The sequence below is a fragment of the Amycolatopsis samaneae genome (assembly GCF_039541975.1).
GTDB lineage: Bacteria > Actinomycetota > Actinomycetes > Mycobacteriales > Pseudonocardiaceae > Amycolatopsis > Amycolatopsis samaneae.
This window is the reverse complement of sequence record NZ_BAABHG010000010.1, coordinates 223315-247270: the sequence shown is the minus strand read 5'-3', so window position 1 is coordinate 247270 and position 23956 is coordinate 223315. Positions and strand designations below refer to the sequence as shown.

25 protein-coding genes are annotated in these 23956 nt (G+C 70.3%); 15 read left to right on the top strand and 10 right to left on the bottom strand.

The window, feature by feature from the left end; translation table 11 throughout:
* The first annotated feature begins 61 nt into the window (after nt 1-61).
* Together ABD987_RS26990 and ABD987_RS26985 are read left to right on the top strand one after the other, a co-directional pair.
* Nucleotides 62-607 carry a PH domain-containing protein gene (locus tag ABD987_RS26990; RefSeq protein WP_378214402.1) on the top strand — a complete coding sequence of 182 codons (546 nt, stop codon included), beginning with the start codon at nt 62-64 and terminating at the stop codon, nt 605-607.
* Between the two features lie 77 nt (nt 608-684).
* Complete coding sequence (locus ABD987_RS26985) at nt 685-2178, top strand: PH domain-containing protein (RefSeq protein ID WP_345399977.1); 1494 nt, start codon at nt 685-687, stop codon at nt 2176-2178.
* 79 nt (nt 2179-2257) lie between these two features.
* On the opposite strand, the gene ABD987_RS26980 is transcribed toward ABD987_RS26985, so the two are convergent.
* The 3 genes from ABD987_RS26980 to ABD987_RS26970 are packed head-to-tail and all read right to left on the bottom strand — an operon-like array spanning nt 2258 to nt 5520.
* On the bottom strand, nt 2258-2869 hold the full coding sequence (locus tag ABD987_RS26980) for a TetR/AcrR family transcriptional regulator C-terminal domain-containing protein (RefSeq protein ID WP_345399514.1): 612 nt from the start codon (nt 2867-2869) through the stop codon (nt 2258-2260).
* Complete coding sequence (locus ABD987_RS26975) at nt 2869-4473, bottom strand: FAD-dependent monooxygenase (RefSeq protein ID WP_345399511.1); 1605 nt, start codon at nt 4471-4473, stop codon at nt 2869-2871. The genes ABD987_RS26980 and ABD987_RS26975 overlap by 1 nt, the downstream gene beginning before the upstream one ends.
* 12 nt (nt 4474-4485) lie before the next feature.
* On the bottom strand, nt 4486-5520 hold the full coding sequence (locus ABD987_RS26970) for an amidohydrolase family protein (protein ID WP_345399508.1): 1035 nt from the start codon (nt 5518-5520) through the stop codon (nt 4486-4488).
* A gap of 116 nt (nt 5521-5636) precedes the next feature.
* Between ABD987_RS26970 and ABD987_RS26965 the strand changes: the two genes are divergently transcribed.
* From ABD987_RS26965 to ABD987_RS26930, 8 genes are all read left to right on the top strand, one after another.
* Nucleotides 5637-6416: an IclR family transcriptional regulator gene (locus tag ABD987_RS26965; RefSeq protein ID WP_345399505.1), complete on the top strand. Its 780-nt coding sequence runs from the start codon at nt 5637-5639 to the stop codon at nt 6414-6416.
* A gap of 135 nt (nt 6417-6551) precedes the next feature.
* On the top strand, nt 6552-7565 hold the full coding sequence (locus ABD987_RS26960; RefSeq protein WP_345399502.1) for an ABC transporter substrate-binding protein: 1014 nt from the start codon (nt 6552-6554) through the stop codon (nt 7563-7565).
* The gene (locus ABD987_RS26955) at nt 7562-8335 is read left to right on the top strand and encodes an ABC transporter permease (protein WP_345399499.1); all 774 of its coding nucleotides are present in this window, start codon (nt 7562-7564) and stop codon (nt 8333-8335) included. Before ABD987_RS26960 ends, ABD987_RS26955 begins: the two co-directional genes overlap by 4 nt.
* The gene (locus ABD987_RS26950) at nt 8332-9189 is read left to right on the top strand and encodes an ABC transporter ATP-binding protein (protein WP_345399496.1); all 858 of its coding nucleotides are present in this window, start codon (nt 8332-8334) and stop codon (nt 9187-9189) included. Before ABD987_RS26955 ends, ABD987_RS26950 begins: the two co-directional genes overlap by 4 nt.
* Entirely contained in the window at nt 9186-9710 is a 525-nt protein-coding gene (locus tag ABD987_RS26945) for a GNAT family N-acetyltransferase (RefSeq protein WP_345399493.1), read from the top strand. The genes ABD987_RS26950 and ABD987_RS26945 overlap by 4 nt, the downstream gene beginning before the upstream one ends.
* Nucleotides 9711-9900: 190 nt before the next feature.
* On the top strand, nt 9901-11175 hold the full coding sequence (locus tag ABD987_RS26940; RefSeq protein ID WP_345399490.1) for a methyltransferase domain-containing protein: 1275 nt from the start codon (nt 9901-9903) through the stop codon (nt 11173-11175).
* 118 nt (nt 11176-11293) lie between these two features.
* The gene (locus ABD987_RS26935) at nt 11294-11527 is read left to right on the top strand and encodes a hypothetical protein (RefSeq protein WP_345399487.1); all 234 of its coding nucleotides are present in this window, start codon (nt 11294-11296) and stop codon (nt 11525-11527) included.
* Nucleotides 11506-11943, top strand: a complete 438-nt coding sequence (locus tag ABD987_RS26930) for a VOC family protein (RefSeq protein ID WP_345399484.1) — start codon at nt 11506-11508, stop codon at nt 11941-11943. The genes ABD987_RS26935 and ABD987_RS26930 overlap by 22 nt, the downstream gene beginning before the upstream one ends.
* Nucleotides 11944-12099: 156 nt before the next feature.
* On the opposite strand, the gene ABD987_RS26925 is transcribed toward ABD987_RS26930, so the two are convergent.
* The 3 genes from ABD987_RS26925 to ABD987_RS26915 all read right to left on the bottom strand — a co-directional run bounded on the left by ABD987_RS26925 (nt 12100) and on the right by ABD987_RS26915 (nt 16206).
* Nucleotides 12100-13365 carry an aminotransferase family protein gene (locus ABD987_RS26925; RefSeq protein WP_345399481.1) on the bottom strand — a complete coding sequence of 422 codons (1266 nt, stop codon included), beginning with the start codon at nt 13363-13365 and terminating at the stop codon, nt 12100-12102.
* A gap of 137 nt (nt 13366-13502) precedes the next feature.
* A complete protein-coding gene (locus ABD987_RS26920) occupies nt 13503-15137 on the bottom strand; it encodes a thiamine pyrophosphate-binding protein (protein ID WP_345399479.1) in 1635 nt (544 codons plus the stop codon).
* 67 nt (nt 15138-15204) lie between these two features.
* Complete coding sequence (locus tag ABD987_RS26915) at nt 15205-16206, bottom strand: glutathione S-transferase family protein (RefSeq protein WP_345399475.1); 1002 nt, start codon at nt 16204-16206, stop codon at nt 15205-15207.
* Nucleotides 16207-16292: 86 nt separating this feature from the next.
* On the opposite strand from ABD987_RS26915, the gene ABD987_RS26910 reads away from it, so the two are divergent.
* Nucleotides 16293-17663: a WS/DGAT/MGAT family O-acyltransferase gene (locus ABD987_RS26910; protein WP_345399472.1), complete on the top strand. Its 1371-nt coding sequence runs from the start codon at nt 16293-16295 to the stop codon at nt 17661-17663.
* A 1-nt stretch (nt 17664) separates the two neighbouring features.
* On the opposite strand, the gene ABD987_RS26905 is transcribed toward ABD987_RS26910, so the two are convergent.
* Entirely contained in the window at nt 17665-18426 is a 762-nt protein-coding gene (locus ABD987_RS26905; RefSeq protein WP_345399469.1) for a GntR family transcriptional regulator, read from the bottom strand.
* Between the two features lie 128 nt (nt 18427-18554).
* On the opposite strand from ABD987_RS26905, the gene ABD987_RS26900 reads away from it, so the two are divergent.
* Complete coding sequence (locus ABD987_RS26900) at nt 18555-18818, top strand: hypothetical protein (protein ID WP_345399466.1); 264 nt, start codon at nt 18555-18557, stop codon at nt 18816-18818.
* Here the strand turns inward: ABD987_RS26900 and ABD987_RS26895 are convergent.
* Entirely contained in the window at nt 18815-19732 is a 918-nt protein-coding gene (locus ABD987_RS26895) for a hypothetical protein (protein WP_345399463.1), read from the bottom strand. The genes ABD987_RS26900 and ABD987_RS26895 overlap by 4 nt on opposite strands.
* A 132-nt stretch (nt 19733-19864) precedes the next feature.
* On the bottom strand, nt 19865-21046 hold the full coding sequence (locus ABD987_RS26890; protein WP_345399460.1) for an MFS transporter: 1182 nt from the start codon (nt 21044-21046) through the stop codon (nt 19865-19867).
* A 56-nt stretch (nt 21047-21102) separates the two neighbouring features.
* Between ABD987_RS26890 and ABD987_RS26885 the strand changes: the two genes are divergently transcribed.
* Nucleotides 21103-21672 carry a TetR/AcrR family transcriptional regulator gene (locus ABD987_RS26885; RefSeq protein WP_345399457.1) on the top strand — a complete coding sequence of 190 codons (570 nt, stop codon included), beginning with the start codon at nt 21103-21105 and terminating at the stop codon, nt 21670-21672.
* A 102-nt stretch (nt 21673-21774) separates the two neighbouring features.
* On the opposite strand, the gene ABD987_RS26880 is transcribed toward ABD987_RS26885, so the two are convergent.
* On the bottom strand, nt 21775-22770 hold the full coding sequence (locus tag ABD987_RS26880; protein WP_345399454.1) for a PQQ-dependent sugar dehydrogenase: 996 nt from the start codon (nt 22768-22770) through the stop codon (nt 21775-21777).
* 321 nt (nt 22771-23091) lie between these two features.
* Between ABD987_RS26880 and pqqA the strand changes: the two genes are divergently transcribed.
* Together pqqA and pqqC are read left to right on the top strand one after the other, a co-directional pair.
* Nucleotides 23092-23184, top strand: a complete 93-nt coding sequence (pqqA, locus tag ABD987_RS26875) for a pyrroloquinoline quinone precursor peptide PqqA (RefSeq protein WP_345399451.1) — start codon at nt 23092-23094, stop codon at nt 23182-23184.
* A 69-nt stretch (nt 23185-23253) separates the two neighbouring features.
* Nucleotides 23254-23955, top strand: coding sequence for a pyrroloquinoline-quinone synthase PqqC (pqqC, locus tag ABD987_RS26870; protein WP_345399448.1), 702 nt, complete (start codon nt 23254-23256; stop codon nt 23953-23955).
* Nucleotide 23956: the final 1 nt, after the last annotated feature.

Genomic DNA, 23956 nt, shown 5'->3' with positions numbered 1-23956 from the left:
CTTCGGGAGACCGTGATGGTAACGCCACGCGCTGGAGCGCGGATGGACCAGCTCATGACAGTTGTCGTGGTCGCGTCACTTCCCGATACGGCACGCTGAGGAGGTGAACGGACAAACCACGGCGTTGCGCCTGCGCCCGCCGGAACACCGCGTGAGCCGCCGGGCCATCGGATACTGGACCGCGACGGCGGGCGCGGGCTGGGCGATCGTCATCGCCGTGCTGGCCGTCATCGTCCTCACCAGCGACGATCCGCCGTCCTGGCTGTCGGTGGCGCTCCTGGTCGCCTGCGTGCTCGGGCCGCTGCACCTGCTCGTGATGCCGCAGTGGCGTTATCGCGTGCACCGCTGGGAGGTCACCGGCGACGCCGTGTACACACAGGCGGGCTGGCTCAAACAGCAGTGGCGCATCGCGCCGGTGTCGCGCATCCAGACCGTCGACATCGAGCGCGACCCGGTGGAGCAGCTGTTCGGGCTCGCCAAGATCACCATCACCACGGCGTCCTCGGCCGGGCCGCTGCGGATCTCCGGGCTCGACCACGCCACGGCGCTCGCCCTCGCCGACGAGCTCACCCAGCGGACCAGGACCGTGCGGGGCGACGCGACGTGAACACCACCGAGAACGACGTCGCGACCACACCGGCCGAAGACACCGGCGAAGCGCGCTGGCACCGGCTGGACCGGCGCATGCTGCTCATCCGCCCGGTGCTGGACGTCGTGAAGTCCATCCCGGTGCTGTTCGGGGCACTGATACTGGGGAACGGCAACGGCTGGCAGTGGATCGGGCTGGTGGCCACCGGGCTCGCCGTGTTCGTCGGCGTCTCCCACGTACTGACCTCGCGCTACCGCGTCACCGGCGAACAGGTCGAGTGGCGTACCGGGCTGCTGCTGCGCAAGCACCGCGCCGTCCCGCGCGACCGCATCCGCGCCGTCGACGTCACCTCCGAGCCGAAGCACCGCCTCTTCTCCCTCGCCGCGGTGCGCATCGGCACCGGACGGCACAACCACGGCAAGGGGCCGGGCAAGGACGAACTGGTCCTCGACGCGGTGACCAAGCAGGAGGCGCGACGGCTCCGCACCCTCCTGTTGCACCGCAAGGCGGAACCCGCCGCCGAAACAGCCGAAACCGCCGAAGTCACCGGCAGCACCGGCGACGCCCCGGCCGGGCCGCCGGAAATCCCGCTCGCCGCGGTGGACAGGCGCTGGCTGCGGTACGCGCCGTTCACGCTGTCCGGCCTCGCGGTCATCGGCGCGCTGGTCGGCACCGTCTACCACTTCGCGCACGAACTGCACCTCGACCCGGTCGAGCTGGGCCCGGTGCGCTCGCTGGCCGACCAGGTCACCGCCGCGCCGCTCTGGCTGGTCGTCGTACTGGCCGCGGCCGCGCTGCTCGTGGTCGTGTCGCTGCTGTCCGTCGGCGGGTACGTCCTGTCGTTCTGGAACTTCCGGCTCACCCGCGAGCCCGAGGGCACCCTGCACATCCGCCGTGGCCTGATCACCACCCGCTCGGTGTCGATCGAGGAGGACCGCCTGCGCGGCGCCGAAATCAAGGAACCGCTCCCGCTGCGTCTCGTCGGCGGGGCCCGCGCCACGGCGGTCGCGTCCGGGCTGCACCACGGCGGCCGTGAGGACGGCGGCGGCCTGCTGCTGCCCCCGGCCCCGGTCGCCCGGGCCCACGAGGTCGTCGCGGACGTGCTCGGCGAGGACCCGCTCGGCCCCGGGCTCGTCCGGCATCCGCGCCGGGCGCTGCACCGGCGGCTGAGCCGGGCGATCCTCGGCACCGCGCTGCTCGCGGCGGTACTGGCCGGGCTCGCGTGGATCGGCTTCCTGCCGGACTGGCCATGGCTCACCGCGTGCGCGCTGCTCCCGGTCGCGGCCCTCGTCGGCTGGGACCGCTACCGCGCGCTCGGGCACCGGCTCACCGGCAGGCACCTGGTCACCCGTTCCGGCTCGCTGGCCAGGAGCACCGCGGTGATCCGCTGCGACGGGCTCACCGGGATCGTGCTCGACCGCTCGTTCTTCCAGCGCCGCGCGGGCCTGGTCACCCTGATCGCCCCGATCGCCGCGGGCAAGGGCGGCTACCAGGTCGTCGACGTCGCCGAATCCGACGCCCTCGCCCTCGCCGACGCCGCCCTCCCCGGCCTCCTCACCCCGTTCCTCACACGTAACTCGCGTGATTGAGGCCGCGACTCACGTGATTGGCGGCGCGACTCACGAGTTACGCCACCAATCACGCGAGTTACGTGGGTGAACACGCGAGTTACGTGGTGAGGCCGCGGAGGATGACCGCGAGGCCGTGTTCGAAGTGGTCGTCGTGGTGGGGGGCGGGGACGTGGGCGAGGGCCTCGGCGGTGTTCGGGTACAGCTCGGGATCGAGCGCGGTCTCCAGTTCACGGGTCTTCGCGCCGTCGGCGGGCAGCTCGCGCGCGGCCTGCTCCTCCACGGTGTGCCCGACGACGAAGTACACCAGCGTGTCACCGGACCACACCGCGGACCGCGCGGAAAGCCCGCCACGCCGCAGCAACGTCACCATCAGCTCCCCGAACGCCAGCGCGTTCGGCGCCGCGAACAGCAGCCCGGAGAACAACCGCGCGCCGTCCCGCCGGGAGAGCAGCACCGCCCGGAAGCGGCGCATCAGCTCCGCGAGGCGGTCACGCCACTCCCCTTCGCCGTCGAAATCCCGCACGACGTCGCCGAGCAGCGACTCCGCCATCGCCTCCAGCACCATCCGCTTCGTGCGGAAATGCCAGTACGTCGCGCCGTTCTGCACCCCGAGCGTGTCCGCGAGCCGCCGCATGGTCAGCTTGTCCAGGCCGACCTCGTCCAGCAGGTCCAGCGCGCCGGCCACCACCGTCTCCCTGCTGAGCCGCATCAGCCCTCCTTCCAGCCCGTGACCAGCGCGGCCAGACCGTCCATATCGGACGGCGGGGCCGAGCCACGCCATGCTACGTGCAGATCGGGCCGCAGCAGGACGAACGGGTGACCGTAGACCGCCGCGGCGTCGGCCGAGGGCACGTCACAACACCGGAACGGCGCACCCAACCTGGCGAAAGCCTTGGCCAGCGCGGAGAAATCACCCCCGGCGCCGACGCGGAGCATGGTGTACTCCGCACCCAACATATCCTGCACCGCCCCGCCGTCGTCCAGCCAGACGTGCGGCAGCCGCGCGCCCGGCGCCGTCGTCGGCTCGTAGGCGAAGCCGTCCGGATCGGGCGCGGGCCCGTCGTCGTGCGCGATGATCGGCGAGTCCAGGTACCGGTAGCCCAGCTCGATCCCGAGCAGGTCGTTGCTCAGCCGCTGCTCCCGGTCCGCCCGCTCGGCCAGCGCCGCCCGCGCCGCCTCCCCCTCGGCGCCGGGTTCGGTGATCTGCGGGCACCACAGGCTCCGCCACGCCACCCGGCCCAGCGTCGCCCGGCGCGACGCCCCGACGTTGCGGATCCCGACCGGGCGCCGTTCCGCCTCGTACGCGTCCAGCAGCCCGGGCCCGGCCCACCCCCGCAGGGTCCCGGTGAGCTTCCACGCGAGATCGACGGCGTCGGCGTGCCCGGTGTTCATCCCGAGCCCGCCCGCCGGGATCATCAGGTGCACCGCGTCACCGGCGAGCAGCACCCGCCGGTCGCGGTAGCGGTCGGCGACCATCAGCCGCTGCCGCCAGGTGCCCAGGTACTCCGTCCGGTAGGCGATCGGGAAGCCGACGCGCCGTTCGAACAACGCGGGCATCTCCGTTTCCGCCAGGCCCGTGGCGTGCAACGAGAACCGCCGCGTGTCGTCCTGCACGACCAGGTAGGAGGAGAGCCGGTCGGCGAAGTGGTAGTGCCTGCCGCGCCCGGCCGGGATGCGCGCGTACAGCTCGTCGCTGGCGAACAGTGCCTGCCGCATCTCCAGCCGCGACTCGCCCCGCAACGCGACGCCGAGCCCGCGCCGCACGGTGCTGCCCGCGCCGTCGCAGCCGACGAGGTAGGCCGCCCGCACGGATTCCGCGGTGCCGTCCGCCCGCGTGATCGTCGCGGTCACCCCGTGCTCGTCCTGCGCGAACGCGGTCAGCTCGTGCCCGAAGTCGACGCGCGCGCAGGGCAGCGCGTCGGCCGCCGCGCGCAACAGCGGTTCCAGCGTGTACTGCGAAATCACCTGGGACGGCTCGGCGGGACAACTCCCGTCCCGTACCGCGCGATAGGCGGCCTTGAGCCGGTTTACCGACGGGTATTCGTGGTGCACCAGCGGCCGCCCGGTCAGGTCCTGCAGACAGATGAAGACATCCATCGGCACATCACCGTCGAGACCGGCCGCACGAATTGCGTCGGCGAGCCCGAATCTACGGAAATTTTCCATTGTCCGCGCATTACACCGCTCCATTTTCGGCAATCGTCCCGGCGCGGCGCGTTTGTCCACGACCCGGACGTGGATTCCGCCGCGCGCCAGCGCGATCGCGAGGGTCAGCCCCACCGGCCCCGCCCCGGCCACCAGCACTTCGGGCATGTGACGGCCCGGCTATCCGGCCGCGGCGGGTTCGCCGAGATCGAGCAGGCGGGTGACGTTGCCGTGGTAGATCGCGGCCCGTTCCGCGTCGGTCAGGTCCAGCGCCGCCAGGTTCCCGACGGTCGCGCGGATGTAGCCGGGACCCTTCTCCGGGTCGTAGGGGCTGTCCGACCCGAACAGCACCTTGTCCACGCCATAGAAGCGGATCGAGGTGCGCAGGGCGTCCTCCGCTCCGAAAAGCGCGGTGTCGACGTGGAACATCCGGAAGTAGTCGAGGGGCCGCCGGGTGAGCGGGTATCCCGTGACGTCGGCCTTCTCGTCCCCCGGGGTCCGCGCGCCGAGCTGGTCCCAGCCCGGCCCGACCCGGCCCGCGAAGTGCGGCACCATCGCGCCGCCGTGGTGGATGAGGAACTTCAGCCCCGGCCACCGTTCGAGCACCCCGGAGAACACCATCCGCGCCATGAACACGGAAAGGTCGTACTCCCAGCCGAACGCCCACCAGATCTCGAACCGGGACCGGCGCTCGGCCGGGTAGTCCGGCCACGCCGCGGTCCGGTTCGGGTGCACCTGGACCAGCTTCCCGCTGGCCGCCAGCCGCGCCCACAGCGGGTCGAACCGCGGCTCGTCCAGCGGATGCCCGTTGACATGACAGTAGATCTGCACGCCAAGCGCGCCGAGTTCGCCGAAGCAGAAGTCGATCTCCGCCAGCGCGCGGTCGACGTCGTTGAGCGCGACGGCCCCGCAGAACCCGGCGAACCGGTCGGGATGGCGGGCCACCAGCCCGGCGAGCTCCTCGTTGGCCAGCCTGGCGAATTCCGCGCAGCGCGCGGGCGGGCCGAAGTCCTCCAGCGGGGGCGCCGCGACGTTGAGGATCTGCCGGTAGTCGCCGAACTCGTCCAGCTGCCGGAAACGGACATCGAGATCGGTGAGCGCCGGAATCGCGCGGGTACGATTCTGCAGATTCCGCACCGCGGGCGCGTCGTCGATGGCGAAGAACCCCTTCGCGAACCGGGGCGGAAGGATGTGACAGAACGCGTCGATCTTCACCGATCGCTCCCTCCGCGCGGGTCCCCGCACGACTCTGGTCACTGTTTTACATATCGTGCTAATTTATTCACTCGATGTGATAGCGAAGGTAGTTCGCGCCGCCCGGAGAGGTCAAGATGTCCCCTGCCGCACGCCCCATCGACAGTGCCGCACCACCCCGTCGCACCCCCGGCGCCAGCAGTTCGCGGAAGGTCCTGCAGCTCCTGCTCGCGTTTTCCGAACGCCGCTGGGAATGCAGTGTCGCCGAACTCGCCGGGCTCATCGGCACCCCCGTCGCCACCACCTACCGCTATGTCGCGCTGCTCAAGGAACTCCAGCTGCTCGAAGAGGGCAGAGCCGGCCGGTACCACCTCACCAGCCAGGTGATGCCACTGGCGCGCGCGGCACAGCTGGCCAACGACCTCGCCCGGCTCGCCAAGCCCGCGATGGAGGACGCGGCACGGGAACTCGGCGAAACCATCATGCTGTTCCAGCAGTTCGGCGACGTCGCCGTGTGCGCGGACAGGGTCGAATGCGACAAGGCCATGCGTTTCACGTTCCAGCCTGGGCATTCGCTGCCGCTGGGCACCGGGGCGTCGGGCAAGATGCTGCTCGCGCTGCTGCCCGAGGCCGAGCGCGAACGCCGCATGCCCGCCATCGTCCAGCGGCGCGGCGCCGGCGTGCGCGAGGAGCTCCGGCGGGCCATGCTCAACCGCTATTCCACCAGCCACGCGGAAATCGACGAGGGCGTGTGGGCCTGCTCGGTCCCGGTGCACACCGCGGGCAGCAGGCCGACGGTGCTCAGCATGGCCGGCCCGGCCGCGCGGATCGCCGACGACCAGAAACGCACCTCCATCACCGCTTTGCAGGCGTACGCGAATCGCATCCAGAAGGCCGTTTCCTCCTACTCACTGTGAACGGCCGATTCGGTACTCCGCTATTCGGTCGATTGACGACGACAAAGCCGCCACGCTAGATTCGCCATCGTATTTTCTCATTCGATTCTCACAATGTGCCAAATGGCGGCTGTCCTTCGACCTCGCGGAGCACTCGTGCGGAGACCGTGGCTGTCCCTGGCGCTCACGGCCGCCCTCGGCACGGTCTCGCTGACCGCCTGCGGTTCCGCGCATCCGGCCCGCCCGGCCAACCTCGTCACCATGACGGTCGCCGCGCCCTCGGTGACCGACTTCGACGACTACGTCGCGAAGGCGAAAGGCTTCTACGCCAAGCACGGGGTCACCGTCCGGCGGACGCAGACCGGGACCGCGACCCAGTCGGTGCAGTTGCTGGCGACCGGCGAGGTCGACGTCGGCAGGGGCCTGGCCAACACCGTGCTCGCCCGGCTGCGCACCGGCGGCGCGCTGGACTTCGTCGACGTCGCCGACACCACGGTCCGGCCGCCGTTCGTCATGTCCGCCAAAGGAATCAGCGGTTTCGCCGCGCTGGCGGGCACCGCGGTCGGGATCCCGTCGCCGACCGACCAGGCCACCGTCGTCACCTACCAGCTGCTCCAGCGCATGGGCGTCGACCCGGCCACGGTCGAGATGGTCCCGACCGGGGGCACCGGGAACCGGCTCGCCGCGATGAACGTGGGCGGGACGTCCTCGACCATGCTGCTGCCGCCGGTCAACTTCACCGCCGAACAGCAGGGCACGCACCGGCTCGGCTACCTGCCGGAACTGCTCGGCCCCGGCTACCAGTTCTCGTTCACCGGCGTCGTCGTCCGCGCGTCCTGGGCCCGAGACCACCGCGACGAACTGGTCCGCTACCTCGCCGCCCGCGACGACGCCCTGCGATGGCTGCACGAGCCCGCCAACGCCGAGGAAGCCACCAAGATCCTCGCCGCCGAGACGAAAATCCCGCCGCAGCGCGCGAAACAGACCTACGAACTGCTGTTCCGCTCGAAGGTCCCCGCCTTCGCCGACCGGATCGGGATCAGCCTCCCGGCCGGCGAAGGCGTCGTCGACGGACTGCGCCTCGTCGGCCTGCTCCCCGGCGGCCCCGTCGACGTCCGGGAGTTCGTCGACGATTCCTACGCCGCCGAAGCCAGGGGGTCCGGGCGATGACCAGAACGCGCACCAGGACGCTGGGCGCGGTGTCCGTGCTCGGCGGGATCGCGCTGTGGGAACTGTTGTCCCGCACCGTGTTCGACCCGCTGTTCCTGCCACCGCCGAGCGCGATCTGGACCCGGTTCCTCGAACTGGCCGCCGACGGGAGCCTCCCGCGCGACCTCGGCGTCTCCGCGCGGACGTACCTGCTGGGGCTCGCGTTCGCGATCGTCGGCGGCGTCGTGGCCGGGGTCGCGATGGCCTCCTCGGCGCCGATCCGCGACCTGCTCGACCCGTGGGTGTCCGCGCTCAACGCGACGCCGGTGATCGCGCTCGCGCCGCTGTTCGTCCTGATGCTGGGCCTCGGCATCGCGTCGAAGGTGGTGATCTGCGCGATCGTGATGGTCTTCCCCATCCTGATCAACACCTACGCCGGCTTCTCCACGACCGACCCACACCTGGTCGAGGTCGCCCGCGCGTACGCCGCGACGCGATGGCAGAACTACGTCAAGATCAAGCTGCCGATGGCGTTGCCCATGGTGCTCGCCGGACTGCGGCTGGCCGCTGCGCACGGCCTGGTCGGCGTGGTCGTCTCGGAGCTGTTCGGCGCCAAGGCCGGGATCGGGCTGCTGATCCAGAGCTCCGCGGAAACCTTCGACACCCGGGGCCTGTTCGTCGGCGTGGTGGTACTCGGCGTCGTCGGGGTCGTCATCACCTACGCGCTCGCCGCGGTGGAACGGCGGGTGGGACGCTGGCGCGTCGTCCAGCGACAGGAGGGGACCGCGTGAGCGACGCGTCCGCGAAGCTGCGGCTGGAGAACCTCGGCAAGACCTTCCGGCGCGAGGGATCCGAGGTCGAGGCGCTGCACGGGATCGATCTCGACGTCCCGGCCGGCGAGTTCGTCTCGGTCGTCGGCGCCTCGGGCTGCGGCAAGAGCACGCTCCTGCGGCTGGTGGACGGGCTGATCCCGGCCACCACCGGCACGGTGACACTGCACGGCAGGCCGGTGCGGGGCCCCGGCCAGGACCGCGCGCTCGTCTTCCAGCAGGACCGGCTGCTGCCGTGGCGCACCGTCGCCAGGAACGTCGGGCTCGGCCTCGAGTTCCACGGACTGTCCAAAAAGGAATGCGCGGCGAAGGCCGCCGAACTGCTCGACCTCGTCGGGCTCCCCGGGTTCGCGGATGCCTACCCGCACGAGCTGTCCGGCGGGATGCGCCAGCGGGTCAACATCGCCCGCGCGCTCGCCGTCGACCCGGACGTGCTGCTGATGGACGAGCCGTTCGCCGCGCTGGACGGCCAGACCCGCGAGCTGATGCAGGGCGAGCTGCTGCGGATCTGGGCGCAGCGCGCGAAAACCGTGCTGTTCGTCACCCACCAGGTCGACGAGGCGGTGTACCTGTCCGACCGGATCGTGGTCCTCACCGCGCGGCCGGGCCGGGTGCGGGCCGTCCTCGACGTCACGCTGCCACGGCCCCGAACGCTGGCTGTGAAGCGTTCTCCGGAGTTCGCCCGGCACGTCGAGCACGTGTGGAGCCTGATCGAAGGCGAGGTCCGGCAGTCGATGGAGCGCGAGCTGCTGGCCGGGCGCCGCGACGAAACGCGTTCGCGCGAGGGCGGCGAACACGGTAGGACTGTCGGGTGATCCGTTCCGCGTCCAGTGAAGACCTTCCGGTCCTGCGCGACATCGAGCGTGCCGCCGGCGCGCCCTTCCGCACGCTCGGCATGACCTCGATCGCCGAGGACGAACCGCCGTCGATCGAGGAGCTGGCCGCCTACCAGCGGGCCGGCCGCGCCTGGGTCTGCACCGACGAGCGGGACCGGCCGGTCGCCTACTTGCTGGCCGAGATCGTCGACGGGTTCGCGCACATCGAACAGGTCTCGGTCCGGCCCAGCCACGCCCGGCGCGGGCTCGGCCGCTCGCTGATCGACGCCGTGGACGGCTGGGCCGCGGACCACGGCCTCGCCGGGCTCACCCTCACCACCTACGCCGAGGTCCCCTGGAACGCGCCGTACTACGAACGGCTGAACTTCGAGATCGTCGACGACGCCGAGCTGAGCGACGGGCTCCGCACGATCCGGCGGCACGAGGCGGCCCGCGGCCTCGACGCGTGGCCCCGCGTCGTGATGCGCCGCACCCCCTCGACGTCCACAGTGGACGCTTGAGCCGTACGGAAAACCCGCTGCCCCCGCGTGGGGCGGCGTGTTAACGTGGGGCGGCCGTACCGACCTGGGGAGCTGAGTTGATGACTGTCGTGGAACGCGCCACCGTGCGTGTCACCCGGATCATCCTCGTATCCCGGGTCCCGGTCTGAGCACTGCCCGTATCGGGACCCCTGAACCAAGGGTCTCCACGTTGTCTCGTTCTTCCGATCATATTTCCGCTTTCTTCGCGCTGCGCCACGGACTGCCCCGGCAGGGCCCGGGTTCGGACGCCACCACCCGGCACCTGCTCCGGCTGGCCGGGCGGCTGCCGTCCCGGCCGCGGGTGCTGGACGTGGGCTGCGGTTCCGGCCGCTCCGCGCTGCTGCTGGCCGCCGAGGCGGGCGCCGACGTCGTCGCCGTCGACACCCATCAGCCGTTCCTCGACGAACTCACCGCCGAGGCGGCACGTCGCGGGCTGGCCGAGCGGGTCACCCCCGTGCGCTGGTCGATGGCCGAACTGCCCTACGCCGACGCCGGTTTCGACCTGATCTGGGCCGAGGGCTCGGCCTTCGTCCTCGGTTTCGACACCGCGCTGCGGAGGTGGCGGCGGCTGCTCGCGCCCGACGGCGTCCTCGTCGTCACCGAGGCCGAGTGGAGCACTCCCACCCCCTCGCCGCGTTCGCGGGCCTTCTGGGACAGCGGCTATCCGCTGCGTTCCCCCGAAGAGAACGTCGCGGCCGCCGAAGCCGCCGGCTATCACGTCGGCGCGCACTGGCCGCTGCCCGACGAGGACTGGTGGCACGACTGCTACACGCCGCTGTCCGCACACCTCGACGCCGCCGACCCGGCCCTCCCTGGCATGGCCGCGGCGATCGAGGCCGCCCGGGAGGAGATCTCCCTGCGGCGCGACCACGGCGACGACTACCACTACGCCGGGTACGTCCTGCGTCCCCGCACCCCGCACGAGAACGGAACCACCATGACCTGGCACACCCGGCCCGAAACGGCCGCCGACATCCCGGCGATCCACGCGATCACCGCCGCCGCCTTCCCGACGCGCGAGGAGGCCGACCTCGTCGACGCCCTGCGCGCCGACCCCGGCGCGTGGATCGACGGCCTGTCGTGGGTGGCCGAGGCCCCGGACGGCACGCTCGCCGCCCACGCCCTGTTCACCCGCTGCCACGTCGACGACGCTCCCGCGCTGTGCCTCGCGCCGTGCTCGACGCTGCCCGCGTTCCAACGTCAGGGCGGCGGCTCGGCCGCGATCCGTGCCGGGCTCGACGCGGCGAAGGCGCTGGGCGAGAACCTCGTGCTCGTACTCGGACACCCCGAGTACTACCCGAGGTTCGGCTTCGTCCCCGCTTCGCGATGGGGCATCCGGCCGTCGTTCGAGGTACCCGACGAGGCGATGATGGCACTGACCCTCGACCCGTCGCGGCCGGTGACCGGCGGCGTCATCCGGTACCCGGCGGCGTTCGGCGTCTGACCTTCTCGCTCGCCCGGGGGACCCGGGTGGCGAAGATTGTCGAACACGTGTTCTACTGACGTGGCCGGTCCCGGAGGGGGAAGCTCCGCGGGCCGGCCCACCCAGTACAGGAGGCACCGTGGCGGTCAAGATCACCCATCTCACCAACGGCCAGCAGGTCCGCTTCGCCAACGCGGACGGCGCGCGCCGGTACGCCGAGATCATGGGCGGCGGCGTGGACAAGTGGCGGTTCACGGTGGTCCCCGCCGAGCGGCCCGCGGTGTTCGCCACCGCGTCTCTTCAAGCTGCGTCTCTTCAGGAAATGTCGGTGCCGGTGGTTAACGTCCCGGTATGGCGTATGACTTCCAAGTGACCGTGGACGCGGCCGACCCGCACGTGCTCGCCGACTGGTGGGCGGAGACGCTCGGCTGGCAGACCGAACCGACCGACGAGGCGTTCGTGCGCGAGATGATCGCCAAGGGCTACGCGACGGAGGCGGAGACCAGAACGTACCGGGGCTCCCTCGTGTGGAAGTCCGGCGCGGCGATCCGACATCCGGACTCGCCCGCGGGCGGCCCGCCGAAACGCGTGCTGTTCCAGTTGGTCCCGGAGGCCAAGACGGTCAAGAATCGCGTGCACCTGGACGTCTGGGTCGGCGCGGCGAACGTCGAGGAGCAGCGGGAGAAGCTGGCCGGGCGGGGCGCGACGTTCCTGCACCGAGGGCGGCAGGGGCCACACAGCTGGGTCACCATGGCCGATCCGGAGAACAACGAGTTCTGCATCTCCTGACCCGTCGGCGCGCGATGTCCCGGACGACGCGTTGCGGACGTGCTGAAGGACGCCTTCAGTGCATCCACTGCACTGAAAGCGTCCTTCAGTGCGACCAACGCACCGAAGGCGTCCTTCAGCACCTTCCGTCCACAAAGGACAGCGGGAACGGGCGGGCTAAACCAGGCGGTCCATCGCCCTCGGCAACGCCGAGGCCAGCAGATCCAGCTCCGGTTCGGCGGCGATCAGCGGCGGTGACACGACGATGCCCCGGCCCACCGGGCGCACCAGCACCCCCTCCGCACGGCACAGCCGCTGCAGCCTGCCGGGCGCGCCGGGATCCGTCGCGAGCAGGTCGTCGCGCAGCTCCACCGCGGCGAGAAAACCGAGACCCGCCCGTACCTCGCCGACGAGCGGGTGCGAGCGGAGCCCGGACAGCGCGTCGGCGAGAGGCTTTTCCAGCTCACGGCCACGCGGGATGAGCCCGTCCCGCTCGTAGATGTCGAGGGTCGCGTTCGCCGCCGCGCAGGCCACCGGGTGCCCGGCGTAGGTCGCGCCGTGCCGCAGCACCGGGGCGCCGGGCGCGCCGGTGAAGAACGGCTCCGCCACCCGCGGCGCCACGAGCAGCGCGCCGAGCGGGATCGTCCCGCCGGTGATGCCCTTCGCGGTGGTGATCAGGTCGGGACGCACCGGCCAGCGGTCGATCCCGAACCAGGTGCCCAGCCGTCCGAACGCGGCGATCACGCAGTCGGCGACGAACAACACGTCGTGCCGGTGGCAGATCTCGGCGACCGCCTCGATGTACCCGTCCGGCGGAAGCAGCACGCCCCCGGCGCCGATCACCGGTTCACAGAAGAACGCGGCGACCCGCTCCGGGCCGACCCGCTGGATCTCCGCCTCCAGCGCCTCCGCGCTGTCCCACGCGATGTGCGAGAACCCGCTCGCCTGCGGCCCGAACCCCTCCGCGTTCACCGCGATCCCGCCCGCCGCGGTGCCGAACCCGTGCGTGCCGTGATACCCCTGCACCCGGCCGATCACGTGGACCTTCTCCGGCCGCCCGGTGTGCGCGAAGTACGAGCGCGCGATCTTCACCGCGGTGTCCACGACGTCACCGCCGCCTGAGCCGAGGAACACCTTCGAGCCGGGCACCGGCGCCAGCGCGGAGACCCGCTCGGCCAGCTCCAGCGCGGGCTTGGTGGCGTTGTAGCCGAACAGGTTGTACGAGTCGAGCGTGCGGAGCTGCTCGGTGACCGCGCGCGTGATCTCCTCGCGCCCGTGGCCGAAGTTGGCGTACCACAGGGACGCCGTCGCGTCGAAGTACCGCTCGCCGTCCTCGTCCCAGACATAGGATCCCTCGCCGCGGGTGACGACGAAGCGGTCCCCGTCGACCGCGCCCATGTCCGCGAACGGGTGCCACAGCGGATTCGGCTGTGCTGAAGTCATACCTGCCTCCTGTGCTTTGCGGGACACCCGCACCCGGTCGGCGCCGTGAGCGGTGCTTCGCGATTGTGTGCTCGCGTTGCCTCCTGGTCCTCGCCACCCATCCTGACCCGGATCACCACCGGACGCGAACCAGGAGGTCAGCGGTCATCCCGCCGGTACCAGCGCGGCGAGGTGTTGACCGGCGGGGCGAGCCGCGCGCTGACCACCAGCACGTTCGGCTCGTCCGACTTCACGAACTCACCCAGCCGCCGCCGGAACGCGCGCCCGAACCCGGACACCCGTTCGGCGTGCACACCGAAGGACCGGGCGAGCCCCACGAAGTCCGGACTGTCCCAGTCGACCCCGCGATAGGGCAGGCCCGCGCGCTCCTGGTCGTAGCGCAGCATGCCGTAACCACCGTCGTCGACGAGGACGACGGTCACCGGCAGCTGTTCCGCGGCCAGCGTCGCGAGATCCCCGCAGCCGTAAAGGAAACCACCGTCACCGCTGACACAGACCGCCCGCCCGCCGCCGGCCGCGGCCGTGCCGAGCGAGGCCGGGAACCCGTAGCCGAGCGTGCCCCAGCCCATCGGGTAGGCGAAGCGGCGTGGCGCGCGGAACCGGTGGAAGCCGCCGAGCCAGTAGCCCGCGACGCACATGTCCGAGACCACCACCGCGTCCGGGGGCAGCACTTCCTCCAAAGTGGACAGAAAGTCCGCGGCCTGCGGCTCCTCCTCCCGGATCCGCCGCCGCACCCGGCGGCCGATCCCGGTCAGCCGCGCGGTCAGCTCGGGCAGTCCAGGCCGCTTCGGGACGTCGATCACCTCGACGACCTCGCGGGCGTCACCCACCAGCAGGAAGTCGGGCGGGTAGTTCTTCGCCGCGTCCTGCGCGTCGACATTGACCGCGATCAGCTTCGGCGGCTTCGGCATGAGCCAGTTCTGCGTCATCAGGCCGTCGAAGTCGGTGCCGATCGCGAGCACCACGTCCGCGGTGTCCCACAGCTCGCCGACCTCCGGGCTGTGCACCGGATTCGGGGCCAGGCAAGGATGTTCGGGCGGCAGCAGGCCGCGGGCGGCGAACGTGGTGAGCACCGGCGCGCAGAGCCGTTCGGCCAGCCTGCCGATCGCCTCGCCCGCCCCGGACCGCAGCGCGCCGCCACCGGCCCAGATCAGCGGACGCTTCGCACCCGACAGCAGCGCCTCGACCGCGCTCAGCTCGGAGATGTCGATGCGCGGCGCCAGCGGCGGCGGAGGCGGTTCGCGCCGCGGCGCGGTGTCGCGGAGGTAGTCGGCCGGGATGCCGAGGTAGACCGGGCCGCTCTGCGGCTGCGTGGCCAGCCGGGCCGCGCGGTGCAGGGTGGGGCCGATCTGGTCGGCGGCGCGCACGGTGAACCCGGCCTTGGTCACCGGCGCGAACATCGCCTGCTGGTCCGAGGTCTCGTGCAGCACTCCGCGGACCACGCCGGGCCGCCGCAACGTCGACGGGATGTCGGTGGCGACGACCAGCACCGGCGCCGCCGAGGCCATCGCCTCGCCGACGGCGCCGAGCGTGTTGGCCGCGCCGGGACCGGTGGTGACGAGCGCGACACCGAGCCTGCCGGTGGCCCGCGCGTATCCGTCGGCCGCGTACCCGGCCGTCTGCTCGTGCCGTACCCCGATCAACCGGATACCGGTGTGCGCGAGCGCTTCCCACAGCGGCAGGTTGTGCACCCCGGGGAGTCCGAACGCGACTTCGGTACCCAGGGCGGTCAGGGCGTCCGCGACATGTTCTGCTCCGGTCCGATCACCCACCCCGGCATGCTGCCAGATGATCGAATACGCCAGCAACACCCCCCGTGCACGGGCGGTGGCCCCACGGTTACCACCGGGGTCCGGCGAACTCGCCCTCCGGCGGCGGGCCCGGCGGGGTGCCGTCGCCGAAGGGCCGCCCGCCGAGCGCCTCCCGGCCGTGCGGATCCGTCCAGCCGGACAGATCGGGGCCGAGCGGGACGATCCGCGTCGGGTTCACCTGCTCGTGCACGGCGTAGTAGTGCCGTTTGATGTGGTCGAAATCGACCGTGTCACCGAATCCGGGAGTCTGGAACAAATCGCGCGCATAAGCCCAGAGAACCGGCATTTCGGTCAGCTTGTTCCGGTTGCACTTGAAATGACCGTGGTACACCGCGTCGAACCGGACGAGCGTGGTGAACAGCCGGATGTCCGCCTCGGTGATGGTGTCGCCGACGAGATAGCGCTGCCCGGCCAGCCGCTCGGAAAGCTGGTCAAGGCGGGCGAAAAGCCGTTGGTAGGCGTCCTCGTACGCGGCCTGCTTGCTCGCGAATCCGGCCTGGTACACCGCCGCGTTGACGTCGCGGAAAACGCCGTCGTTGACCTCGTCGATCTCCGCGCGCAGCCGCTCCGGGTACAGCTCGGGCGCGCCGGGCCGGTGCAGCCCGCCCCACTCGGTGGCCAGGTCGAGCGTGATCCGCGGGTAGTCGTTGCTCACCAGCCGTCCGCTCGGCACGTCGACCACCGCCGGGACGCTGATGCCGCCCATGTAGTGCGGGTCGGCGGCGTGGTAGGCCTCGGCGAGGTACCGGATGCCGAGCACCGGATCGCGGTCGTCCGCGTCGAGGGTGAAGCGCCAGCTCTTCTCGTCCTGGATCGGGTCGGCCACCGCGACCGAGAGCGCGGACTCCAGCCCGAGCAGCCGCCGCGCGATCAGCCCCCGGCTCGCCCACGGACAGGCCCGGCTGACCACCAGCCGGTAGCGGCCCGCCTCGACCGGCCAGCCGTCCCGCCCGTCGGCGGTGACGCGCGCGTCGAAATGGTTGGCGGAGCGCCGGAACTCCCCCGTCTTCGGGTCGGTCGGGATCGTCATGCCCCCAGCCTAGAGCGAATCTGCCCGATCGGCCGTGGTGTGCGTACACTCGCCCTCCCGGGGTACCGCGAGGGAAGGTGGTCGGCATGCCGATGATGCCCGTGACCGACTCGATGTTCCTCCTGATCGAGACGCGCGAACATCCGATGCACGTCGGCGGCCTCAGCCTGTTCCGCAAACCCGAGGGCGCCGGGCCCGAGTACCTGCGCGATCTCCGGGCGAACCTGCTCCAGGACGAGAACATGCGCACGGTGTTCCGCCGTCGCCCGACCCGGCCGGTGAACACGCTCGGTCACGTCGCCTGGTCCACCGACACCGACCTCGAGCTCGACTACCACTTCCGGCACTCCGCGCTGCCGGGCCCCGGCCGGATCCGCGAGCTGCTGGAGCTGACGTCGCGCTGGCACAGCACGCTGCTCGACCGGCACCGTCCGCTGTGGGAATCCCACCTCGTCGAGGGTCTCGCCGACGGCCGTTTCGCCCTGTACACGAAGGTCCACCACGCGCTGATGGACGGTGTTTCGGCGCTGCGGCAACTGCAGAACACGCTCAGCGACTCCCCGGACGACCTCGCCTGCCCGCCGCCGTGGGGCACGCGGAACACCGGCGGGACCCGCAACGGCAAAGCACCCGCGTCGTTCCTGCGCACCGCGGGCAGGACGCTCAACCAGCTCGCGGGCATCGCCCCGGTGGCGGTGAAGGTCGCGCGCGAAGCGTTCCAGGAGCACACGCTGACGCTGCCCATGCAGGCCCCGAAGACCATGCTCAACGTGCCGATCGGCGGCGCCCGCCGGTTCGCCGCGCAGTCGTGGTCACTGGACCGGGTCCGCGCCATCGCGACCGCGGCCGGGGTGTCCCGCAACGACGTCGTGCTCGCCATGTGCTCGGGCGCGCTGCGCGACTACCTCATCGAACAGCGCGCGCTGCCGGACGCCCCGCTGATCGCGATGGTGCCGGTTTCCTTGCGCCGCAAGGAAGACAGTGGCACCGCCAGCGGCAACAACATCGGCGCGCTGCTGTGCAACCTGGCCACCGACCAGCCCGACCCCGCGCACCGCCTGGCCGCGATCCACGCCTCGATGCGCAACGGGAAGCGGCTGTTCTCCGAGCTGTCCCCGTTGCAGACACTGGCGTTGTCCGGCATCAACGTCGCCGCGCTCGGTGTCTCGCCGCTGCCCGGTGTCGTGGAGAACACGCGGCCGCCGTTCAACCTGGTGATCTCGAACGTCCCCGGCCCGCGCAAGCAGATGTACTGGAACGGCGCGCAGCTCGACGGCATCTACCCCGCGTCGGTACTGCTCGACGGGCAGGCCCTCAACATCACCCTGACCAGCAACGGCGACAACCTCGACTTCGGCATCACCGGCTGTCGCCGCAGCGTCCCGCACCTGCAACGCATCCTCGTCCACCTCGACACGGCCTTGGCGGAACTGGAAAACGCCGCACTGGCCGCGTGATTCAGTCGGCAGGCCACTCGTAGGACAGCTCGTAGCGATCGGCGGCGAGCACCATGTCGTTCATCTCGACCGGCGTGCCGTCCTCGGTGTAAGCCACCCTGGTCACGGTGATCACCGGGACACCCTCGGCGAGCTGCAACTGCGTCGCCTCGTCCGGCGTTGGCATCCGCGCGCCGACATGTTCGACGAAGGAACCCAGGCGGTGCCCCGATTCTTCAAGTCGTGCGTACGCACCGCCAGCCCCGGTGTCGACCTCCTCGATCGCGGTGCCGCGCGTCAGCTCACGCGGTAGGCGCGACACCGCGAGTTGCACAACCAGCCCATCGGCGCGCATCACCCGATCCCGCACCGTGATTTCGGTTCCTTCGTCGATGGCGAGGTGCGCGGCTGCCCGCTGATCAGCCTGCTCGAAACGGATCTTCACCGAAGTCGACGGTGTGAACCCGCGGGCGGCAGCGTCGGCGAGGAACGCACCGCGGTTGCGTTCGCGCGCCTCACGAGACAGCCTCGCCCTGGACATGCGCTGAATGCTCGCCGGAGGCCGCACGAACACACCGCGCCCGTGCTCGGAGGTAACAAGACCTTCCGCACGGAGCATGTTGACCGCCTCACGAACAGTCGGCCTCGAAACACCATAGCTGTCAACGAGTTCACGCTCACTGGGCAGTTGCTCGCCCGGCGCGTACTCGCCCGCGGTGATCTTCTCACGAAGGTCGGATGCGACCTGCCTGAACGCTGGGACGCCACTTCTCCGGTCCACCATGCCTCCACTATCCCACTGGTCCTCTTGTCTTGACCAGTTCTCCCTCACATGAGACTCTCTTGTCAAGACGTCATTACAAGTTGCCACGCTGGAGGCGCTGTGACCGAACGACGCGAGGGCGGCGACACATGAACGCGTTGATCTACCTCGATCTCGCCCATGTTCTTCCCGTCGTGGACGGAATCTGGCATCGCATCATCCTGAGCCGGGTGCCGCTGCCCGGCGAGCCGATCACGATGTTGTGCGGGCTTTCGTCCGTGGCCGCGTACGACGACACCAGCAACCGCGAGATACATCTGGTTCCGCGCCAGTGCTGGGATTGCGAAAAGGTCTATCGGCTCCGAAACGGCTACGATCCGCCGCCCTCAGGATACCGATGGCCGGCGCGCTAATCGGGCACGATCTTCAGCCGCTTGCGACCAGGGCCGAGATACCACCAGCTGGTGATCCGGTAGTCGGTGAACACGATGGTGCCCTGATTGTTGCCGAACGGCACATTTCCGTCACCACTGTAGTGGAAGGTGAAATCCCCCGGGGGCGAGGAAAACCGGTGGGTGACGCAGTATCCGGGTAGCATGGCGTATCCCGAAACGACCGCCGGGTCCCATGGCCGCCCCGCCGCCCGGCTCGCCACCACCATTTCGTCGAACTCACGCTGTTTGGCAAGTGCGTACCGCATGAATTCCGCGATATGCGCGCAGAGCGCACTCTTGACCGTCTCCCTGCTCTTCGCCGCCGAGTCACTGAGCGCCTCACTGACGGCGACGGCGGCCTGCTTGGCGACAACGGCGCCGAGCCCGCCACTGACCGCGCCCAGCGCCGAGCCCGCGGTCAGGCCACCCACCAGGATGCCGTACTGGCGCACGGTGTAGGAGTCCAGGCTGTGCGCCCTGGCCGCGCGGTAGAGCAGGCTCCGCGCCATCGCGGTCGGTTCGAGCGGGGTGAGCCGGAACCTGCCGTCGCCGAACACCAACCACCATTCGATGATCCTGCCGTGTTTGACGACCGCGTGCCCGAAGCAGGGATTGACCCGAAAACGCGCCAGCCCGGTGAGCCAGTTTCCGATCGAGGTGTACACCTTGTCCGGATTGGTGTAGAAGACGTCCAGTCTGCCCGGCTCTTCGTAGCGCCGGTGCTGGACGATGGCGTGGTAACCGTGGAACGTGGCCTGATGAACACCGCCGGTGGCCGCCAGTTCCGCCCGAGTTTCCGCCAGGCTCATCAAAGCCGCGCCGTGGGGTCTGGTGAACCGTTCTTCGAGAAGTTCGACGAGTTTTTCACCGACGTGGTCATAAGGCATCATCATGAATTCTTCCCGCCTTCCGGAACGCGTACCACGAAGCCGGAAGTCGCCGGAGAAGCTCACCCCGTTACGTATTGCCGATTCGCACGTGGTGGCAACGAAGAAGGTGAATCCTTCGCAAGAAAGCTTACCGGCTCAGGAACGATTTCGAGCCATCACCGGCGGGATATCAACAGGCTTCGCATCGCGTACGAGCACGAAGGTCAGTCCACAGGCGACGATGGCGACCCCGGCCGCGAGCGCGAACGCCGGGCGATACCCGAAGTGTGCGGCGACCACTCCGCCGATCGGGCCCGCGGCGAGAATTCCCAAGTCCCACAAGGAAGTGATCGAACCGACCGCGGTACCCGGCCGGATCGCGCCGGTGCGCTGCAACGTCATCGCCGTCGTCGCGGGGAAGATCGTGCCGATACCGACGCCGGTGATCGCGGCGCCCAGCAGGGCGAAGAACTCGGTGGGCACGGTGGCGAGCAGCGTCAGCCCGGCGCATTCGACGAGCAGCACGATTCGCGCCACCACCGCACCGCCGTAGCGGTCAACCAGCGGGCTGCCGAGCGACCTGGTGAGCAGGAACGCGACCGCGAACACCGCGAGCCCGAGATTCTGCCCGCCGATCCCGTCGCTCAGGTACAGCACCAGCAGCGCGGTCAGGCTGCCGTAGCCGTACGCCGCCATGCCCAGGCAGAGGCCGGGCAGCCCGGCCCCGCGCGGCAGGACCTCCCGCCACGACCGCGGCCGGATCGGCACCGGATCCGCGAGCGGTGGCGGACGCCGGGTCGTCGCGGCCAGCACCGCCGACACGACCGGCAGCGCGATCACCGCTCCCCACACCGCACGCGCGCCGCCGATGTCGTGCAGGACCACCGCGAGCAGCGGCCCCAGCGTGAGCCCACCCCACATCGACAGGCCGAACCAGCCGGACACCCGCCCACGCCGATCCGCGGGCGCGGCCGCGAGAACCCACGGCAGACTCGCCGAGAACAGCATCCCCTCGCCGATCCCCATCAGCAGCCGCGCGACGAGCAACGTCCCGACATCCGGCGCGAACAGGTGTCCGGCCGCCGCCATCGAGGTCAGCACACCACCGGCCAGCACCACCGCCCGTGCCCGCCCGGCGTCGCCCGCCCGCCCCGCGAACGGCCGCGTGCTCGCCGCCGCCGCGAAGGCGACCCCGACCAGCAGACCCGTCGTCGCCGGGCCGGCGCCGAACGTCGCCACGGCATAGCCCGGCAATTCCTGCAACGTCGCCCCGAGGGCGAGATAGCCGCACAGCACGCCCGTCCACAACCGCCGCAGCGGGACTTCGGCATCACTCATGAGCCGCACAGTACAGATCGGTACTGTCGAAAGTACAGAGTGGTACTGTGTGTTTCGTGACCCAGGAGGCGACCCGGGAGCGGATCCTCGAAACCGCGGCCGGACTGTTCTACGAAAAGGGCGTCCACGCGGTGGGCGTCAACGAGATCGCGGCGCGCGCGGCGGCGTCGAAGCTGAGCCTGTACCGCTACTTCGAATCCAAGGAGCGGCTCGTCGAGGCGATGCTCGCCGAACACAGCGACCGCATCCACGCCTGGCTGATCCGCAACACCGCCGACGCGCCCGCCGGGCCACCGCGCGTGCTTTCGGTGTTCGAGCTGCTGCTCGAATGGTTCGCCCAGCCCGGCTACGGCGGCTGCACCGTCGTCAACACCGTCACCGACACCCGCGCGGCACCGGCGATCGCCGCGATCGCCAGGCGCCACCTCGCGCGTTATCGCGCGCTCCTCGAGGAAAGGCTCCGCGAGATGGGCGTCGCCGACCCGATTCCCCTTGCCCGGCAACTACTTCTGCTCATCGAAGGAGCGAGCGTGGTGACCACGATCGACGGCGACCTCGGGGCCGGAGCCGACGCCCGGGCGGCCGCCGAGATACTGCTTCGCGCTCAACCTCCGTCCACGGGATAGCCGGGCAGGTCAGGTGCTGAAGGACGCCTTCAGTGCATCGAGCGCACCTAAGGCGTCCTTCAGCACACCAGCCGCCGGAATGCGGAACCACCATCGAAAGGCTCAGCTGCCGTCGGCGGTGTAGATCTTGCCCGGCGTGACGACCCAGAGCCGGCCGTCGGGCCCGGCGACCTCGTCACGAGTACGGCCGACATCGGTGTAGACCTTGCCACCCTTGCCCGCGGTGTCCAGTTTGTACGTACCGCCCTTGAGCGCGGCCATGTACAGCTTGCCCTTGTAGTACGCGATACCGCTGGGCGTCGCCTCCGAGGTCGGCCACTGGTTGACCGGGTTGGTCATGCCCGAGACGGAGCACTTGCCCTCACACTGGGGCCAGCCGTAGTTCTTGCCCGGCTCGATCCTGTTCAGCTCGTCGACCTTGCTGTCCCCGATCTCCGAGGCGTAGAGCTGGTTGCCGACCCAGGTCAGGCCCTGCACGTTGCGGTGCCCGTAGGAGTAGACCGCGCTGCCGAACGGATTGCCCGGCGCGGGCTTGCCGTCGGGGGTGACGCGCAGGATCTTGCCGCCGAGCGAGTTCTTGTTCTGCGCGTTGTCCCCGTTCTTCGCGTCCCCGGTGCCGACGTAGAGGAACCCGTCCGGGCCGAACTTGATCCGGCCGCCCTGGTGGAACTGCGTACCCCGCGGGATCCCGGTGAGCACCGGCGTCGGCTGCTGGCCGAGCTTGAGCTTCGCGACCCGGTTGTCCGACGAGGTCGTGTAGTAGATGAACACGGTCTGGTCCTGCGCGTACTTCGGCGAGACGGCCAGCCCGAGCAGCCCGGCCTCCTTGGTCACGCTGACGCCTGGCACCGTCTGCACGTCGCTGACCTTGCCGGACTTGTCGATCTTGCTGATCTTCTTGGCGTCCTTCTGGGTGAACAGGGCGGTACCGTCCGGCAGGAAGTCCACCGACCACGCCTCGTCCAGACCACTGGCGACCTGCTTGATCGCCAGTGCCGAAACACCGTCCGCGGCGGCGGGCGCCACGACGCCGAACGCGGCCGCGGCGACCGCGACGGCTCCGACGACGGGAACGGTGAGCTTGCGACACAACGACATTACGCCTCCTGATAGCTGCACCCCGGGAGCTCGGACGGCGGACCGGATGTTCGGGAGACATCCGCGAGGTGGGATATAAACACACCAGGTAGCCGAGCGGCTACCACCGGCAGAGTGGCGAAAGCGCTTTCTGTCCCATTCACCGGGCGCCGAGGGTGACCGATCGGCCAAACGGCATCCACCACTTGATGGATTAGTACCCGGCTTGTGGGACGGGACCTGGCGACGCACGGTCCCGCGCTCCTAGTGTGGCGAGTGCTCGACCCGGTCGTCCGGGCGGACGTCCGGTGCTGCACCACTCACCGATCCGAGGAGTTGCAGATGATCGAAACCACCGAGGTATGGACCACTCCGGACTTCGTCGAGTACGAGACGCCGATGGAGGTCACCGCCTACGCGGCCCGGATGGAATGAGTCCTCCCGCCGGTGGCGTCCGTCCACGCCACCGGCGGCCCACCAGCACCGCACCCTCGGAGGCAGCGCATGTCCCCCTCGTCCCCGCTCCTGAGTCCCGAGGAGTTCGCCGCCGCGCTCCGCGGCCTCGCCCCGCGTTACTGGGGCACGCATCCGTTCCACCACCGCATGCACGCCGGGGAGCTCACCGAGCACGAGCTGAAGACCTGGGCCGCGAACCGGTGGTACTACCAGTGCGTGCTGCCGCAGAAGGACGCGGCGATCATCAGCAACTGCCCGGTGCCGGAAATCCGGCGCCAGTGGCTGGACCGCATCGTCTACCACGACGGCGGCGCCCCGGGCGAGGGCGGAACCGAGCGCTGGCTCCGGTTGTGCACGGCGGTCGGGCTCAGCCGCGAAGAGGTGCTCGACCAGCGGCACGTCGCGCCCGGCGTCCGGTTCGCCGTCGACGCCTACGTGACGTTCGCGCGCTCCAAACCGTGGGTCGAGGCCATCGCCTCCGGACTGACCGAGATGTTCGCCGGGCACCTCATGCAGCGCCGCGTCGTGGACATGCTCGCCAACTACTCGTGGATCGCGCGCGAGGACCTCGCCTACTTCACCAACCGCATCGACGCGGTTTCCGGCGAGGGCAAGGCGACGCTCGACATCGTGATCCAGCACTGCACGACCCGCGAACAGCAGGACAGGGCGATCGCCGCGCTGTCGTTCAAGTGCGACGTGCTGTGGTCGATGCTCGACGCGATAGCGAGCGCCGCGGCGAAGGAGTGAG

What these genes read in the sequence shown, in the direction of transcription:
- ABD987_RS26900 (WP_345399466.1), top strand. Translation starts at nt 18,555, where the DNA reads ATGAACGCGTTGATCTACCTCGATCTCGCCCATGTTCTTCCCGTCGTG.
- ABD987_RS26915 (WP_345399475.1), bottom strand. Translation starts at nt 16,206, where the DNA reads ATGACGATCCCGACCGACCCGAAGACGGGGGAGTTCCGGCGCTCCGCC.
- ABD987_RS26965 (WP_345399505.1), top strand. Translation starts at nt 5,637, where the DNA reads ATGTCCCCTGCCGCACGCCCCATCGACAGTGCCGCACCACCCCGTCGC.
- pqqA (WP_345399451.1), top strand. Translation starts at nt 23,092, where the DNA reads ATGATCGAAACCACCGAGGTATGGACCACTCCGGACTTCGTCGAGTAC.
- ABD987_RS26975 (WP_345399511.1), bottom strand. Translation starts at nt 4,473, where the DNA reads ATGCCCGAAGTGCTGGTGGCCGGGGCGGGGCCGGTGGGGCTGACCCTC.
- pqqC (WP_345399448.1), top strand. Translation starts at nt 23,254, where the DNA reads ATGTCCCCCTCGTCCCCGCTCCTGAGTCCCGAGGAGTTCGCCGCCGCG.
- ABD987_RS26905 (WP_345399469.1), bottom strand. Translation starts at nt 18,426, where the DNA reads ATGGTGGACCGGAGAAGTGGCGTCCCAGCGTTCAGGCAGGTCGCATCC.
- ABD987_RS26980 (WP_345399514.1), bottom strand. Translation starts at nt 2,869, where the DNA reads ATGCGGCTCAGCAGGGAGACGGTGGTGGCCGGCGCGCTGGACCTGCTG.
- ABD987_RS26880 (WP_345399454.1), bottom strand. Translation starts at nt 22,770, where the DNA reads ATGTCGTTGTGTCGCAAGCTCACCGTTCCCGTCGTCGGAGCCGTCGCG.
- ABD987_RS26925 (WP_345399481.1), bottom strand. Translation starts at nt 13,365, where the DNA reads ATGACTTCAGCACAGCCGAATCCGCTGTGGCACCCGTTCGCGGACATG.
- ABD987_RS26930 (WP_345399484.1), top strand. Translation starts at nt 11,506, where the DNA reads ATGGCGTATGACTTCCAAGTGACCGTGGACGCGGCCGACCCGCACGTG.
- ABD987_RS26985 (WP_345399977.1), top strand. Translation starts at nt 685, where the DNA reads ATGCTGCTCATCCGCCCGGTGCTGGACGTCGTGAAGTCCATCCCGGTG.
- ABD987_RS26895 (WP_345399463.1), bottom strand. Translation starts at nt 19,732, where the DNA reads ATGATGATGCCTTATGACCACGTCGGTGAAAAACTCGTCGAACTTCTC.
- ABD987_RS26955 (WP_345399499.1), top strand. Translation starts at nt 7,562, where the DNA reads ATGACCAGAACGCGCACCAGGACGCTGGGCGCGGTGTCCGTGCTCGGC.
- ABD987_RS26890 (WP_345399460.1), bottom strand. Translation starts at nt 21,046, where the DNA reads ATGAGTGATGCCGAAGTCCCGCTGCGGCGGTTGTGGACGGGCGTGCTG.
- ABD987_RS26910 (WP_345399472.1), top strand. Translation starts at nt 16,293, where the DNA reads ATGCCGATGATGCCCGTGACCGACTCGATGTTCCTCCTGATCGAGACG.